At 62.9% G+C, this 16172-nt stretch carries 16 protein-coding genes; 11 read left to right on the top strand and 5 right to left on the bottom strand.

The genetic code is table 11. The annotated features are described in order from the left end of the window. The first annotated feature begins 93 nt into the window (after positions 1-93). Both IEX85_RS00815 and IEX85_RS00810 read left to right on the top strand, forming a co-directional pair. Complete coding sequence (locus IEX85_RS00815; RefSeq protein ID WP_188857382.1) at positions 94-2055, top strand: transglycosylase SLT domain-containing protein; 1962 nt, start codon at positions 94-96, stop codon at positions 2053-2055. A 103-nt stretch (positions 2056-2158) separates the two neighbouring features. Beyond that, positions 2159-2950: a TatD family hydrolase gene (locus IEX85_RS00810; protein ID WP_229721731.1), complete on the top strand. Its 792-nt coding sequence runs from the start codon at positions 2159-2161 to the stop codon at positions 2948-2950. 11 nt (positions 2951-2961) lie between these two features. Here IEX85_RS00810 and IEX85_RS00805 read toward each other — a convergent pair whose 3' ends face one another. After that, entirely contained in the window at positions 2962-3207 is a 246-nt protein-coding gene (locus IEX85_RS00805; RefSeq protein WP_188857380.1) for a glutaredoxin family protein, read from the bottom strand. A gap of 322 nt (positions 3208-3529) precedes the next feature. Between IEX85_RS00805 and IEX85_RS00800 the strand changes: the two genes are divergently transcribed. From IEX85_RS00800 to IEX85_RS00765, 8 genes are all read left to right on the top strand, one after another. Then, the gene (locus IEX85_RS00800) at positions 3530-5269 is read left to right on the top strand and encodes a PHA/PHB synthase family protein (RefSeq protein WP_188857379.1); all 1740 of its coding nucleotides are present in this window, start codon (positions 3530-3532) and stop codon (positions 5267-5269) included. 208 nt (positions 5270-5477) lie between these two features. Next, entirely contained in the window at positions 5478-6236 is a 759-nt protein-coding gene (locus tag IEX85_RS00795) for an ATP-binding protein (protein ID WP_188857377.1), read from the top strand. A gap of 2 nt (positions 6237-6238) precedes the next feature. Further along, on the top strand, positions 6239-7627 hold the full coding sequence (locus tag IEX85_RS00790; RefSeq protein ID WP_229721730.1) for an MATE family efflux transporter: 1389 nt from the start codon (positions 6239-6241) through the stop codon (positions 7625-7627). Positions 7628-7646: 19 nt separating this feature from the next. Further along, positions 7647-8729 carry a DUF3080 family protein gene (locus tag IEX85_RS00785; RefSeq protein WP_188857376.1) on the top strand — a complete coding sequence of 361 codons (1083 nt, stop codon included), beginning with the start codon at positions 7647-7649 and terminating at the stop codon, positions 8727-8729. 140 nt (positions 8730-8869) lie between these two features. Then, entirely contained in the window at positions 8870-9460 is a 591-nt protein-coding gene (locus IEX85_RS00780) for an FMN-dependent NADH-azoreductase (protein ID WP_188857374.1), read from the top strand. An 83-nt stretch (positions 9461-9543) separates the two neighbouring features. Beyond that, entirely contained in the window at positions 9544-10524 is a 981-nt protein-coding gene (locus tag IEX85_RS00775; protein ID WP_188857372.1) for a glutathione S-transferase family protein, read from the top strand. A gap of 100 nt (positions 10525-10624) precedes the next feature. Continuing rightward, positions 10625-11326 (top strand): transglutaminase-like cysteine peptidase, encoded by a 702-nt coding sequence (locus IEX85_RS00770; RefSeq protein WP_229721729.1) that lies wholly within the window; start codon positions 10625-10627, stop codon positions 11324-11326. Between the two features lie 27 nt (positions 11327-11353). Continuing rightward, positions 11354-13291 (top strand): bifunctional diguanylate cyclase/phosphodiesterase, encoded by a 1938-nt coding sequence (locus IEX85_RS00765; RefSeq protein ID WP_188857371.1) that lies wholly within the window; start codon positions 11354-11356, stop codon positions 13289-13291. 8 nt (positions 13292-13299) lie between these two features. On the opposite strand, the gene trxC is transcribed toward IEX85_RS00765, so the two are convergent. The 3 genes from trxC to tusA form a co-directional block, all read right to left on the bottom strand. Further along, a complete protein-coding gene (trxC, locus tag IEX85_RS00760; RefSeq protein WP_188857369.1) occupies positions 13300-13728 on the bottom strand; it encodes a thioredoxin TrxC in 429 nt (142 codons plus the stop codon). A gap of 136 nt (positions 13729-13864) precedes the next feature. Further along, on the bottom strand, positions 13865-14446 hold the full coding sequence (locus IEX85_RS00755; protein WP_229721728.1) for a ProQ/FINO family protein: 582 nt from the start codon (positions 14444-14446) through the stop codon (positions 13865-13867). 2 nt (positions 14447-14448) lie between these two features. Next, positions 14449-14688, bottom strand: coding sequence for a sulfurtransferase TusA (tusA, locus tag IEX85_RS00750; RefSeq protein ID WP_188857367.1), 240 nt, complete (start codon positions 14686-14688; stop codon positions 14449-14451). 203 nt (positions 14689-14891) lie between these two features. Here tusA and IEX85_RS00745 point away from each other — a divergent pair, with 203 nt between their 5' ends. After that, positions 14892-15173, top strand: coding sequence for an antibiotic biosynthesis monooxygenase family protein (locus IEX85_RS00745; protein ID WP_188857366.1), 282 nt, complete (start codon positions 14892-14894; stop codon positions 15171-15173). Positions 15174-15364: 191 nt separating this feature from the next. On the opposite strand, the gene IEX85_RS00740 is transcribed toward IEX85_RS00745, so the two are convergent. Next, positions 15365-15973 carry an alpha/beta family hydrolase gene (locus tag IEX85_RS00740; protein ID WP_308425609.1) on the bottom strand — a complete coding sequence of 203 codons (609 nt, stop codon included), beginning with the start codon at positions 15971-15973 and terminating at the stop codon, positions 15365-15367. Positions 15974-16172: the final 199 nt, after the last annotated feature.

The following is a 16172-nucleotide window of genomic DNA, read 5'->3' as shown; positions in this document are numbered from 1 at the left end:
CCCCAAGATGAAAGCTGTTCACGACTGTTTTTTCCATGTCGGACTGCTTTAAACTGATCAATAACACCAATGAAACAAGGCAGTGGATTGGCTATGAACCTCCTCGCTCCGAAGCTCCTTCCTGTGGTTTTCTCAACTCTCGGGCTGCTTGCCACCGCCAGTCAGGCCGCCGGCCCGGACCGATTCGGACCCGAGCGCAGCCGCTACCAGCAGGCCAGTATCGCGCTCGAAACGGGCGACATGAACAGCTATCGCGCGCTCAAGCAGGGTTTGCGCCAGTATCCGCTCTACCCCTACCTCGAGTACGCCGAGCTCCAGCGTAGCCTTTCCACCGCACAGCAGCCGCAGATCGATGAATTTCTCGACCGTTACGGCGATACCCTGCTGGCGCAGCGCCTGCAGCGGCGCTGGCTGCAGGAACTGGCGAGCCGCAACGACTGGAGCGGCCTGCTGAAGGCCGAATCCCGTCTCGAGGTGGACGGCAACCGTTACCAGTGCCTGGTGCTGCGCGCCCGCCTCAACACCGGCGACCGTAAAAGCGCCTACCGCGGCGCAGAACAGATGTGGAATGTTGGCGAATCCCAGCCGCAAGCCTGCGACCCGCTGTTCGACAGCTGGATCGCCGCCGGGAAGCTGACCTCCGATATCGCCTACAGCCGTTTCTGGAAAGCGGTGGATAATGGCCGCCTGTCGCTGGCCCGCTACGCCGACCGCCACGTGACCCGCGCCGACCAGAAAGCCGTCACCAGCGCCCTGCTGAAAGTCAGCGCCAACCCGGCCCTGCTCGCGGACCGTTCGCTGCTGAAACCCGGCAGCGCGGACCAGGGCCGCATCGCCGCCTATGGCATCCGCCAGCTGGCGCGACGTGACCTGGAACAGTCGTTCTCGCTCTGGCTTCGCGACCGCGACCGCCTGACCATCGACGACGAACACCGCACCCGGCTCGATACCTACTTCGGCGTGCGCATCGGCAAGAACTTCTTCCCCGATCATGAGCAGCGAATGCAGCGTCTGGATCCGGACTACCGCTATCCGGAAGTGACCGAGTGGCGGATCCGCAATACGCTGATTCGCCGGGACTGGGCCGGCGTCCTGCGACAGATCGACAGGCTCCCGCAGGAGTATCAGCAGGAAGACCGCTGGCGCTACTGGCGCAACGTCGCTGCCGAAGCCGTGGGGGGCCAGCCGGTCTCCGCGCTCAAGGACAACTTCGCCAAGCTGACCGCCGAGCGAAGCTTCTACGGCTTTCTCGCGGCAGAGACGCACAACCTGCCCTACGACCTCAACGACGAGGCGCCCCGCTTCGACAAGCAGCTGCTCGACCGACTGGAACAGAGCCCGCCGTTTCAGCGCATGAATGAATTTCTGCACCTGGGCCAGGAATATCCGGCACGTTCGGAGTGGAACCATGCCCAGACGCTGCTCGACCCCGAGGAGCGCCATGCCGCGGCCCATGTGGCGCACCGCTGGGGCTGGTACGATCAGGGCATTCGCGGCGCCATCAGCAGCAAGCAGTGGAACGACCTCAGCATCCGCTTCCCGCAACCCTACCGGGAGCTGTTCGACCACTACGCCGACAACCGGAACATCAACCGAACCTGGGCAATCGCCATCGCCCGCCAGGAAAGCGCCTTCCAGGCCCGGGTCAAGTCGCACGCCGGCGCCCGCGGGTTGATGCAGCTGATGCCAAAGACCGCGTCGCTGACCGCCAAGCGCTACCAGGTGCCCTACCGCTCGAATTCGCAGCTCGATGACCCCCGCACCAATATCGCCCTGGGCACCGCCTACCTGTCACAGATGCTGGAACGCTTCAACGGCAACCGGGTGCACGCGACGGCCGCCTACAACGCCGGCCCGTACCGGGTGTCCCAGTGGCTGGCAGAGCGCGGCAGACTGCCTCTCGACATCTGGATCGAGACCATCCCGTTCGACGAGACCCGAAACTACGTGCAGAACGTACTCGCCTTCGGCGTCATCTACGACGTGCGCGCCAATCGCAAGACCAGCATGCTGAGCCCCGCCGAATCGTCTCAACTGGCGCTCTACCAGCCCTGAGTCTGCGGGGCGGCGCCCGCCGGCGCCGTCCCGCTGGCAATCGCGCCGGCAACCGGCATAATGGCCTTCCGCCAAAATCGCCAACCGGGTAATAGAGCCAGTGATGCTGCCAGCGATGATCGATATCGGGGTCAACCTGACCGACAAGCGCTTCGCGGACGACCGCGAAGCTGTGATTGAGAGGGCCCGGGAGGCCGGTGTCAGCCGGCTGATTCTGACCGGCACCAGCCTTGAGTGCAGCGAGCGCGCCCTCGCTCTGTGCGAGCGCTTCGAGGGCCAGCTGTACTTCACCGCCGGCGTACACCCGCACCACGCCAGCGAATTCGGCGCCGACAGCCAGCGCGCCCTGGAATCCCTGGCCGCGCATCCCGCCTGCGTCGCCATCGGCGAGACCGGACTCGACTTCTGCCGTAACTTTTCCACGCCCGCCGAGCAGACGGCGGCCTTCGAACGCCAGCTTGAGCTGGCCTGCAGCACCGGCTTGCCGCTGTTTCTGCATGAACGCGAGGCCCATAGCCGCCAGCTGGACATGCTCCGCGCCTGTCGCGATGATTTCGAGCGCGCCGTAGCACACTGCTTCACCGGCACCCGGGAGGAGCTGTACGGTTACCTCGACCTGGACCTGCATATCGGCATTACCGGATGGATCTGCGACGAGCGCCGTGGCGCGCACCTGCTACCGCTGCTGCGCGACATTCCCCCCGGACGCCTGCTGCTGGAAACCGACGCTCCCTACCTGACGCCGCGGGATCTGCGCCCGAAACCGAAATCCGGCCGCAACGAACCGGCCTACCTGCCCCATATCGCCCGCCGGGTCGCCAGCGAGACCGGCGAAACGGAAGCGGCGCTGCGCGCGCGCGTGCTCGCTAACAGCGAGGCGTTCTTCGGCCTGTAGCGGGTTTCGCGTCACTCCAGCGACGCCACGAAGCGCTGCAACCCCTGCGCATCGAAGGGCCAGCCAAGTTCGGCGCCGCTGGCTTCGTCCACCAGTACCGGTATACGTACACCAAAGCGCTCCATCAGGGCGTCGTCAAAAGCGATATCGACTTCGTCGACGCTATGGCGCTGCGGATCGAGCCCCGTTACCAGCAACTCGACCGCCTCGTCGCACAGATGACAGCCACTGGTGCTCATCAGAAGAAAATGTCGCATTGTGACCGCCTCCGCTGTTCGATGGAGCCCGCATTCTATAAGCTAGGTGCCTGCCGGGCAAAAGCCGACGTAACAAAACCGCCACAGAAGTGCCTCAGAATATGGCCCCACTTGCGCGGCGCAGCATTGCCGCCCCGAAGGCCGTTCCGGGGCCAGGCCCCGGCATTATGGGCTTGTCACCCCGGTTAACGGGGATATATGCTTTAACCTCGCTCGATCCTTTAGCCGATGCACAAAAACCATTCACAGTCGGCGAAGGTTCCATATCCAGAGCCAGCCACGCGCCAGCGTCGCCGGTCCATCGCAGCAGAAGGCGGTACTGATGGAAAAAAACAGCAATTCACTTGCCAATCCCCAGGAATTCATCGACTACCTGAACAAGGAAACGCAAAAGGTCCTGGAGATGTTCTCCGCCACCGGCGGTGACGATATCTTCAGCCAGTTCGCCCAGTCCTGGACCGAACTTGCCACCCGCTCCTTCGAGGACCCGACGGTCTGGATCCGCGCCATCACCGACTACCAGCAGGCCCAGTTCAACCTCTGGCGCAACCTGTTTACCGGCAATCATGAATCCTCGGTGGTCGAGCCCAGCCGCGGCGACCGTCGTTTCCAGGCCGAGGAATGGTCGAAGAACCCGGTATTCAGCTACATCAAGCAATCGTACCTGCTGACCTCCCAGCTGCTCAACGATATGGCCGCCAACGTCAATCTGTCCGACAAGGAACAGCAGAAGCTGGAGTTCTATACCCAGCAGTACATCGATGCCATGTCGCCGACCAACTTCGCGCTTACGAACCCCGAAGTGCTGCAGCAGGCGCTGGAGTCCAAGGGGCAGAGCCTGATCGACGGTCTCAAGAACCTGCTCGGCGATATCGACAAGGGTCATATCTCCATGACCGACGAGGACGCCTTCGTCATCGGCGAGAACCTCGCCGCGACCGAAGGCCAGGTGGTGTTCGAGAATCAGATGTTCCAGCTGATTCAGTACAAGCCGACCACTGAAACAGTTGCCGAACGTCCGCTGCTGATCGTGCCGCCGAGCATCAACAAGTTCTACATTCTGGACCTGCAGGAACACAACTCCTTCGTGCGCTTCTGCGTCGAACAGGGCCAGACGGTGTTTCTGGTGTCCTGGGTCAACCCGAGTTCCCAGCAGAGCCACCTGAGCTGGGACGACTACGTCGGCGAGGGCGTCATCAAGGCGATCGAAGTGGCCAAGGAAATCGGCGGCAGCCCCAAAATCAACCTGCTGTCCTGGTGCGTGGGCGGCACCCTGTCGGCCTCGGCACTGGCGGTGCTGGCGGCACGCAAGGATACCACCGTTGCCTCCGCGACCTTCCTCACCACCCTGACCGACTTCAGTGATCCGGGCGATCTGCGCGTATTTATCGACGAAGAGCAAATCAAGCGACTGGAGAACAAGGTCACCACCGAGGGCATCCTGCACGGACGCGAGCTGGCCACATCCTTCAACATGCTGCGCTCGAACGACCTGATCTGGTCCTACGTGGTCAACAACTACCTCAAGGGGCAGACGCCGCCGCCGTTCGACATTCTGTACTGGAACAGCGACTCCACCAATCTGCCGGCGACCATGTACACCTACTACCTGAACCGGATGTACCTGGAGAACAAGCTGGTCGAGCCCAACGCCCTGACCATGTGCGGCGAGAAGATCGACCTGGGCAAGATCCGCATTCCCTGCTACTTCCTGTCCACCGTCGAGGATCACATCGCCCCCTGGAAGGGAACCTTCAAGGGCGCCGGGAACTTCCGCGGCAACGTCGAGTTCGTGCTCGGTGCCAGCGGCCACGTAGCCGGCGTGATCAACCCGGCCTCCAAGAACCGTCGCCACTACTGGACCGATGGCGAACTGGGCAAGGACGCCGATCACTGGCTCGACACCGCTACGCAGCACGAAGGTTCCTGGTGGAATCACTGGTCGGCATGGCTCAAGCGCCGCCAGGGCAAGACCGTCGATGCCCCGGTGTCGTTCGGTAACGCCACCTTCAAGGCCATCGAGCCCGCCCCTGGCCGCTACGTCCAGGCGCGTCTCGACTGATACCCGGACCACGACAAGCCAGCAAGCGGCAGCGCCTTCGGGCCTGCCGCTTTTTTTTGGCTATCCCGTGCTCAAGCGCCGGATCCGATCCGGGACACCGGCCCCCGGCCGCCAGCCCCATGTCCCGCCGGCACTGCCGCGACGGAGCCGCCCTTGCCGGCGGGCCCGGGCGGCATTATCCTGAGCGCCCCAACTCAAGGAGGCCGCTATGGATACGATCGACTGGACAAGGACCAAGGCCGCCGTCTGGCGGGCCCGCAACGCGCACCTTCGCGAGATCCGGCGTCTCGATCCCATCGGCCTCGACCAGCTGCTCGGCGTCGAACGACAGAAGTCGCTGCTGTGCCAGAATACCGAGCGGTTTCTCGCCGGCAAGCCTGCCAACAACGCCCTGCTGTGGGGCTCCCGCGGCACCGGCAAATCGTCACTGATCAAGGCGCTGCTCAACCGCTATCACGACGACGGCCTGCGCATGATCGAGGTGGACAAGGACGACCTCGTCGACCTTCCCGACATCGTCGACGACATCCGCGAGCTGCCGCAATACTTCGTCATTTTCTGCGACGACCTTTCGTTCGAGGAAGGCGAAAGCAGCTACAAGCCACTGAAATCTGTGCTTGAGGGCTCACTCGAGCTGCCGCCGGAAAACGTGCTGATTTACGCCAGTTCCAACCGCCGCCACCTGCTGCCGGAACGCATGCAGGACAACGATCAGGCGCGCGTACACAATACCGAGATTCATTTCGGTGACGCCATCGAGGAGAAGATCTCGCTGTCCGACCGCTTCGGCCTCTGGTTGTCTTTCTACCCGATCAGCCAGCCGGAATACCTGACCATCGTCGACCACTACTTCGCCGCCTGGGAAGGCGACCGCAAAGCGCTGCACGCCGAGGCGATTCGCTTCGCGCAGGGTCGCGGCGTGCGCAGCGGCCGCGTCGCCCGCCAGTTCTTCAACGCCCGCAGCTGACCTTGAACGCCACCTGCGCGCGTCGCCTCGAAGCAAGGGCGCTGATCCGGCTTGGCGCGCCCATTGTTGTCGCCCAGCTATCGCAAACCGCCATGGGTTTTGTCGATACCCTGATGGCCGGCCGTGTCAGCGCCCGCGATCTTGCGGCCGTATCACTCGGAAACGGCATCTGGCTGCCGATCTTTCTCGCCCTCTCGGGACTCTTGATGGCCACGACGCCGATGGTGGCGCATCACATCGGCGCCAACCGCCCGCGCGAGGCGGGTCGCGTACTTCAACAGGGTTTCTGGATCAGCCTGGCGGCCGGCTTAGTGGCATTTTTCGCCGTGCGCCACTGCCACTGGCTGCTGATCATGCTCGAGGTGTCGCCGCCGCTGGCGGAGCTGACTCAAAGCTATCTGCGCGGCATCTCCTGGGGCCTTCCCGCCATTCTCGTCTATCAGCTGATTCGCAGTTTCTGTGAAGGCTTCGGCCATACCCGGGCCATCATGAGGATCGGTCTGTTCGGCCTCGCCTGCAACGTGCCACTCAATTACATTTTCATTCACGGCAAACTGGGCCTGCCGGCGCTGGGCGGCGCCGGCTGTGGCTGGGCCACCGCCGTGGTGATGCTGATCATGCTGGCGTGGGGGCTGGTTTACCTGTGCCGCAATGCAGAACTTCAGGAAAGCCTGCCCTTTCGCGACTGGCGCGGCCCCCGGGCCGAGAGCAGCCTGCGCTTTCTGCGCCTGGGGCTTCCGATTGGCTTCGCGTTGCTGATAGAAGTCAGCATGTTCACTCTGATCGCACTGCTGCTGGCCCGCCTGGGCGATATCACCGTCGCCTCCCATCAGATCACCATGAGCTTTACCGGCCTGACCTTCATGCTGCCGCTGAGCGTCGCGCTGGCGATCACCATCCGCGTCGGCAGGCACTGCGGCGCCGGCGATCCCGCGGCCGCCCGCCTGGCCGCCAGCACCGGGCTGCTGCTGGCGCTCGCCTGCGCCGCCTGCTCGAGCCTGACCATCCTCATTTTCGCCACCCCCATCGCTCAGCTGTATTCCGACAACCCCGAGGTGGTGGGGCTGGCGGCGCAATTGCTGGTCATAGCGGCATTTTTTCAGTTTTCCGATGCCATACAGGTATGCGCCGCCGGCGCCTTGCGCGGCTACAAGGACACCGCCGTACCGCTCGCCCTGGTCTTCGTCGCCTACTGGGCGATCGGATTGCCCGTCGGCTACGTACTGGGATTGACGGACCTGCTGGTTCCGGCGCAGGGAGCCGCCGGATTCTGGTACGGTCTTATCGGCGGCCTGACGCTTGGAGCCCTGCTGCTGGGCCTGAGACTGCTGGCCACCATCAGGCGAAGCTTCTCATCCATACCGGCGGGCGAAGCTTCGGTCCCACTCTGACAAACGACAGGCCCAAGCAATGTTCGCTATCGCCCGACATCGCCCCCGGGTCCGCTGGCTGACACTGGCGATGCTCGTGCTACTGGCGGGGTGCGACCGTTCCAGCCCCGAGGCAATGCTCGACAACTACAGCACCCGGGTCGCCAGGACCATCGACGAGACCATCGACCCGGACCTCGAGGTCGCCGACGCACTGCCGCTTTTTCCTGCGCGCCGCGATCGCGTGCAGCCGCTGAGCGACCTGCGCCAAGGCCTGATCGAGGTACTGGCGCTGCGCCACTGCGATCTGCTGCATCTAATCGCCGAGCGCAACAGCTCGCTCGGCAAATTCATGGCTCCATCGCAGCAGCTGGTTTACGAATTGCGTTTTTTCGACCGCCTGCGCGCCTGTCGCAAGCGCCTTTACCGTGCCGACGAATCCGACGTGGAGCTGCTCGAACAGGTTAACGCCATTTATGCCGTGAAACTGCGCGAGCTGCCTCGCGCGTTATGGAACGCCATCTATGCATCGCAAGAGATGGAGGCGAATTTCTCCCGCGGTGATGCGCCGCTGCCGCTGAGTGAAACCGATGCCACGCCGCCGGCGATCGGCGCGCTGGAACAGCTGACCGACATCGTGCGACTGACAACCCGCCCCGACTGGCGCCCCCCCGAGCTGCTCGCCAGGATCGAGGAGCCTTATGAGGCGCTGCACCGCGACCATTTCGGCAGCCAGTTGCTGAAATCCGTAGTGCTGCTCACCCGCACCCTGGAGAGTACAGCCCTGGCACTCGAGCGCCGGGAGCAGCGATACCCGCTATGTCCGCAGGACCGTGCGACACCGGACGCCAAAATTCTGCTCAACGTTTTTGGCAAGTTTTACGCCGGCGAGGTACAACCCTATCTCGCCCGCGTCCACCGTCAGGGAGAGCGCTGGCGCAGCCTGCATGCGGAGCTGCTTCGCTCGCTGCCCGCAACGCCCGCAATGCTCGACTACTGGGACCAGGTATATTCCGGCGACAACCCCTCCAGCCTGTGGCAACGCTACACCGCCGCGCGCGAGCACCATACGCAGGCCTGGCAGAGCGTTCTGCGCCGCTGCCAGCTGATGCCGGGAAGCTAGGACGGGAACGGGTTACGGGTTACGGGTTACCCTTAACCATTCAATTTTTTTGAATATTAGCATCATTTCTTTCCGCTTTTTCCTCCCCACCGCAGGCTCGATAATGCGCTCATCAGCGATACACAAGCGGAGAAACCGATATGACCAAGGCACTCGTAATTCAATCAAGCGCACTGAACGAAGGCTCCAACACCCGCTACCTCACCGCCAAACTGATCGAGCGGCTCGGCCGTGATGAACAGCTCGAGGTGACCAGCCGCGACCTCGCCGCCGAGCCGTTGCCGCACCTTGACGAGTCGCTCCTCGGCGCCTTTTTCACGCCCGATGAGCAGCGCACGCCGGAACAGCGCGCGGCGGTTGCCACGTCCGACCGGCTGGTGGCGGAATTGCAGGCTCACGACGTGCTGGTGATTGCCGCACCGATGTACAATTTCGGCGTACCCTCGACTCTGAAGGCCTATCTTGACCACATCGCCCGGGCGGGCATCACGTTCAAATACACCGAACAGGGCCCGGTTGGCCTGGTCGAAGGCAAAAAGGCCTACATCGTCGCCGCCACCGGAGGCGTCCACGCCGGAACCCCGCGGGATTTCGTCGCGCCGTACCTCAGGACCTTCCTCGGCTTCATCGGCATCGATAACGTCGAGGTAATCCAGGCCGAAGGCATGAGCATGAGCGACCAGAAGGAAACCTCCATCGGTCTTGCGCTCGAGGCTATCGAACGCATCTGAGGTCGCCCGGCACCGCCTGAACGCCCGGCCCCGGGAAGCACCCCGGCCGGGCAAACCGAAACCGGAAGCACAGGAGAGGCAGCATGGGACTGTTGATCAACGGACACTGGCACGACCAGTGGTACGACACCAAAAGCCACAACGGCCGTTTCGAGCGTGACCAGTCACGGTTTCGTGACCGCATCGGCGAAGGCCCTTTTCGCGCCGAGGCCGGCCGCTACCACCTCTATGTTTCCCTCGCCTGCCCCTGGGCGCACCGCACCCTGATAGCCCACAGGCTCAAGCGACTCGACAACATCGTCAGCATCAGCAGCGTACACCCGCTGATGCTCGAGCACGGCTGGGAATACCGGCAGGACCCGGTATTCCAGAACCCGCATTACACCCTTGGCGACCCCCTGTACAACAGCCGCTTTCACCACCAGCTGTACACCCGCGCCCGCCCCGATTACAGCGGCCGCGTCACGGTACCCGTGCTCTGGGACCGCAAGGAAGAGACCATCGTCAACAACGAATCCGCCGATATTCTGCGCATTTTCAACAGCGCGTTCTCGGCGCTGGCGCCGGCAGGTCCGGACCTTTACCCGAAGGCGCTGCGGCGGGAAATCGACGCCGTGAACGAGCGGGTATACGCCGGCATCAACAATGGCGTCTACCGTTGCGGCTTCGCCACCAGCCAGGAGGCCTACGAGGAGGCGTTTGGCGAGCTGTTCGAGGCCCTCGACGAGGTCGAGGCGAGACTGGCCCGACAGGCCTACCTGGCGGGAAATGACCTCACAGAGGCAGACTGGCGCCTGTTCACCACCCTGGTGCGCTTCGATCCGGTCTATTTCGGCCACTTCAAGACCAATCAGCGCCGTATCGCCGACTACCCCAACCTGTCCAATTACCTGCGCCACCTGTATCAGCAGCCGGGCATCGCGCAAACCACCGATTTCCGGCATATCAAGCACCACTATTACGGCAGCCACGCCACGATCAATCCCACCCGGATCGTGCCGGCCGGCCCGCTCATGGAACTGGACAAGCCCCACGACCGCGACAGGTTCGGCCCCGGAAACTGAACTGCCCCGGGTTTCACGGCTCACGCAGTCCCCGCCGAAGCAGGCTTGAGACTTCCACCGTCCTGATCCACTATTGACAGCAACAGGACACAGGAAAGCAATGGCACCGATGCCTAACGCAGAGCAAAGGGAATCGCAGCGACCCGGGCGCAAGCTCCGGGTTTCGCTGTTTCTATGCCTTGCTTTCGCCGCCGCCGCCAGTATTGCGCTGCTTGCCGCGGACAGCGGCAGCGTGCGCCTGAGCCAGGAGCAGATCAACGAGCTGGCGCGCACCTACGGCGAATCCGCCCGTCGTCGCCTGACCCGGTGGCAGCAGTTGCTGGACGATCTTGCCGACGCAGACGAAATGACCAAGCTGCGCGAGGTCAACCGGTTTTTCAATCAGGTACGTTTCGTCGACGACATCGAGCACTGGAAAAAAGAGGACTACTGGGCCACGCCGGTCGAGTTCCTCGTCAGCAACGGTGGCGACTGCGAGGACTTTTCGATCGCCAAGTACTACACCCTGCGCGAACTCGGGGTCCCGATCGAAAAAATGAGCATCGCCTACGTCAAGGCACTGGAGTATAACCAGGCGCACATGGTGCTAACCTACTACGAGGCGCCTGACAAGATTCCGCTGGTGCTCGACAACCTCAAGCCGGGCATAAAAAGTGCCGATCAGCGGCCCGACCTGCAGCACGTTTACAGCTTCAACGGTGACAGCCTCTGGCTCTCGAAAAAGGGCCGGCGGGCCGACCTGGTCGGCACCTCGGACCGCCTCAAGCCCTGGGTTCAGCTGCAATCAAGGATAGGACAATAGGATGCCCTGCAGACCAAGGAAAACCCCATGTCTCTCGTGAACCAGTTGATCGCCGCAATCCTGGCGGTCATGCTCGGCCTGACCGGCGGAACCCTGTACATCGTGTCCGACCAGTCCAAGCGCATGCTGACCAACCAGCTCGAGTCCCATGCGCTGGACACCGCGACCCACCTCGGCCTTTATCTGGCGCCGTACATCGCCAAGCGCGACCGCGCCACGGTCGAGACGACCGTCAATGCCATCTTCGACAGCGGCTTTTATGCCCGCATCGACGTGGTCACCGAAAACGGCGAAACCCTGTTCAGCAAATCGGTCGACGCCGTGGTGGAAGACACCGTGCCGCAGTGGTTCGTCAATCTGGTCGAGATCAATCCGCCGTCGATGCAGCGCGAAGTCACCTTCGGCTGGAGCAAGACCGGCAGCATCTTCGTCAAGGGCCACCCGGGCTACGCCTACGAGGCCTACTGGAAAACCGCCAAGGTGATGCTGGTGATGTTCGTGCTGCTGGCCCTCGGCGCCACCCTGCTGATCACGTCGCTGGTACGGCTGATACTGCGACCGCTCAAACGCGTCGAACAGCAGGCGCAGGCGCTGAGCGAAAAACGCTATATCGAGCAACCGCGTGTACCCCATACCCGGGAACTGCGCCGGGTGGTGCTGGCAATGAACCAGATGGTGCGCCAGGTGCACCAGATGTTCGAGGAACAGAGCCACAACATCGAGGAACTCAGACGCAGCGCCTACCAGGACGAGCTGACCGGCCTGCCCAATGCCCGCGCCACCCAGGCCCAGCTGGGCGACCGCCTCGATCAGCGCGAAGACTTCGGCCCCTGCACCCTGCTGTATCTGCGCATCGGCCGGCTGCAGGAACTCAACCGCGAACTCGGACAGGAAAAGACCAACAACTTCATCCGCCGGGTGGCCGAGCACCTGCGCCAGAACGCAGACAGCGCAGGCCCGCACATCATCGGACGGCTTACCGGCGCAGACTTCGTGCTGCTGATCCGGCGCCTGCCGCCAGAAACCCTGCACCGCCTGAACGACAGCCTGCTTGGCGCACTCGACCGGGATTACCGGCAGCTGCTGCAGGGCAGCCAGACCGCAGAGGCACCGGTGCGTCTGGGTATTGCCCACGGCAGCGACCGCAGCCACGCCTCCCAGTTGCTAGCCAATGCCCGACTGGCACTGGAGGAGGCCGAACGGACCGGTCGTCGCGAACAGCACCACCTGCAGCAGGAAGCCGAAAGAATCGACGAAAGCTGGCAGCAGCATGTCGCCACCGCCATCGGCAACCGGCAGATATTTCTGCAGGCGCAGCCGGTGCTGGATAGCACCGGGGACCCGCTGCACAAAGAGGTTTTCGCCCGCATCCTGAACCGTGAAAACGAACCCTGCAGCGCCGGCGAGTTCATCAGCGTGGTGCGGGAACTGGGCCTGATGGTGGAACTGGACCGTGCCGTGGTGGAACACGTTCTGAGCCACCTGCAGTCCCATCGGGATGCGATCGCCATCAACCTGTCCAATGAAGCCGTTCAGGATCTTGGCTTCCACGACTGGCTGCTGCAGCGCCTGAGCTCACTGGAACAGCGCGAGCGCTTCTGCATCGAGATAAACGAGACATCGGTACTGAACAACCTCGAGGGCATCGAGGCGCTGCGCAGCGCCCTGCAAACCCTGGGCTGTCCCTTCGGCGTCGACAATTTCGGTGTGCACCCGAGCGGCTTTGGATACCTCTATCGCCTGCAGCCGGACTACATCAAGATCGACGGTTCGCTCTCACGCGGTGTAGACGAAGAAGCGCAGGACCGCTTCTTCGTCAGCAGCCTGATCAGCGTGGCGCACAGCCTGGACATCCGGGCCTACGCCGAACGCATCGAGCGCCAGAGTCAGCTCGACCAGTTGCTGCAGCTGAAGGTCGACGGCGCCCAGGGTTACCTCCACGGCGCTCCCACGGCGCTGGACTGACAGGCACATTAGCCGCGCAGCCAGTGCTCCAGGCTGCGCTGATCGAGGGCGCCGGCCTGCCGCGCGACCTCACGGCCGTTTTTCAGCACCATCAGGGTCGGGATACTGCGGATGCCAAAGCGCTGCGCCAGCGCCGGCGCCTGCTCGGTGTTGATCTTGACGAAGCGGTAATGCGGCTCGAGCCGGGCCGCAACAGCGGCGAAGACCGGTGCCATCATTTTGCAGGGTCCGCACCACTCGGCCCAGAAGTCCACTACCACCGGAATGTCGGTAGAAGCCACCAGGCGGTCGAACTCCTGCACCGACAGCTCGGCCGGGATGCCCGTGAAAAGGGGTTGCTTGCAGCGCCCGCACCGGGGCGACTGTGCCAGCCGCTCGGACGGCACGCGGTTGGTGACGACGCAGTGCGGGCAGCTGATACTGAGGATCTGGGACAAGGCGTGACCTCCCGGCGCAGGCGCGAATGAAACACTGCCTGCAGATCCCTCGGGATCTGCAGGCAGTCTCTCCATTATCTGGGGGGCCCGGAGGGGTATTTCAAGTGCCGGACGCGCCGGCACCCTGAGGGCGCGCTCAGCGCTTGTTGAGCTGCATCAGCTGCTCGAGCTTGTTATTGATACGCTCGCTCTTTTCACGCTCGCGTTCATCCTGACGACGCTGCTTTTCGCGCTCCCGGCGCTGACGGTTCAGCTCCTTGAGCTTGCCTTTGGCGTGCTCTGCCTCCTGGTCGCTCACCTGACCGGCCGCAGCGCCGTTCAGGTCGATGCGATCGGCGCCGGCCTGCAGACTGCGGTAGTAGGCCAGGCTGCGGACGTAGGACGCCAGCGCACGCTTGATCTTGTTCTTGGAGACCTTGTCGTCGGCCAGCAGATCTTCCTGAATACCGATCTTGAGGGGACGCACCTGGCTGCGGCTGAACGTCTTCGGATAGGTGTCGATCAGCAACTGCACCGCTGCCTGGTTGGCAGCGCGGTTTTTCGACTTCGGCTTCGCCTTGGCACTTTCGGTCGTCGTGGCTTCGTTCACTTTACTGCTCTCGGACTGTTGCATTTTTTGCTGTTCGCGCCCCCGTTCGCGCGCTTCGAGTAGCTGATCGAGCTCGCCGAGCAGCTGCTCGGTCTGTGCGATCGCACTGTTTACATCCAGACTGGCCAACTTCAACCGGCTCCCTTGCGAATCAGATAACTGTACTGGTCCGACTCGACCTCCTGGGCCAGCAGCTCGTGCCCCAGAAAATTACAGAACTTCGGGATATCCCGCTGTGTCGACGGATCCGTGGCCAGCACCTGCAACACCTCGCCCGGCGCCAGTTCGCGTACGCGGTTATGCAGCAGCATTACAGGCTCCGGACAAAAGAGTCCGCAGGCATCCATCACATGATCGGGCTTGATCGTCACCTTTCAGTTCCCCGTTATTGTCGAACCCGGCCATTGTCGCAAATATGCCCGGCCAGAGAAAGCGCCAGACCTGGACGCCGGGGCTCCCGCCAGGACAAGGCCGGACAACAGCTGTTGACACACGCAATTGGTACGGCCCGGGTTGCGCTTGCCCGCTTTCTTATTACGCTTAGAGAACAGGAAAGCTCAAGGGAGATACACCGATGATACGTGTGTTGATTGAACGTCATGTTGCAGACGGACTGATCGAGCACTATGAAAAAGCCGCACGCGAAACCCTGGTGAAGGCGATGCAGGCGCACGGATTCATTTCCGGCGAAGCACTCCATGATGTCGACGACCCCGAACACCGCGTAATCCTCGCAACCTACCGAACCCTCGCGGACTGGCAGCGCTGGGCGCAGTCTTCGCAGCGTCTCGACATGATGGCGACCATCAACCCGATGCTGAAAACCGCCGAGAAGATCACACTGCTGGAACACTAGTGGTGAGTGGTGAGTGGTGAGTGGTGAGTGGTGAGTGGTGAGTGGTGAGTGGTGAGAAGGTAGGATGGGTGGAGCCGCAATGACAGTCGCTATCGATTGGCAGCGGGCCTACCGCGGCATAACCCATCTTCGTCGCCGCCACCAAAGGCTTCATGCAACGCAGCAATTCCCCTTTGCGCTAACATGCAGGCTCAGCCTGCCGCGCAGATGTCCAGAACCGAGTCGAACACCGCCTCGAGATGCTGGCGCTGCGTCAGGCCCGACGCCTTGCGGGGCTTGAGGTCGTGGTCGCCGTCCTCGCACCAGTGCAGGTGCACCTGTGGCGACAGGCGGTAACCCTCGACGCGCTCGCGGGACCCCATGGGATCCCGGGTACCCTGGAAGATATGCACCGGCCGCGACATGGATTCCAGATGCTCGGTGCGCGGCTTTTCCGGACGGCCGGCCGCATAAAAGGGGTAGCCGAATACCAGTGCCCCTTCGGCCTGCGTCTGTTCCAGCAGCAGGGTCGCGACACGACCGCCCATCGACTTCCCCGCCAGCCACAGCGGCACACCGTCGTCCAGCGCCGCCACCTCCTCGGCAAAGGCCGCCAGCAGTTTCGGCATGGGGTTGGGCGGGCGCTTGCGCCCGTCCGCGCGCCGCGCCTGCATGTACGGAAATTCGAAGCGCACCACCTCGAAGCCCCGCGCGGAAAGCCCCCCGGCGACGGTATCCATGAATTCCGAGTCCATCGGCGCGCCTGCGCCGTGGGCAAACAATATGCGGCCTCGATCGGGCCTTCCGGTTATTAAATGCACAATCCTACCCTCTGACCGCCTTGCGGCGGCGCTTGACCTGTATCAAACAATCGCAATATTTCCATGCCACAGGCGCCGGTAAATTCCCCCCGCAGCCCGCGCATGACGGATAACAGCGACGCGACAGCACCGGCACCGCCCCCGGCCGTTAAAACAATTTCACTTATATATCATAGACTTATAAAAACAAGCATTAAAA

This window comes from Marinobacterium nitratireducens (assembly GCF_014645375.1).
Taxonomy (GTDB): domain Bacteria; phylum Pseudomonadota; class Gammaproteobacteria; order Pseudomonadales; family Balneatricaceae; genus Marinobacterium_A; species Marinobacterium_A nitratireducens.
This window is presented reverse-complemented; position numbering and strand designations above follow the sequence as displayed.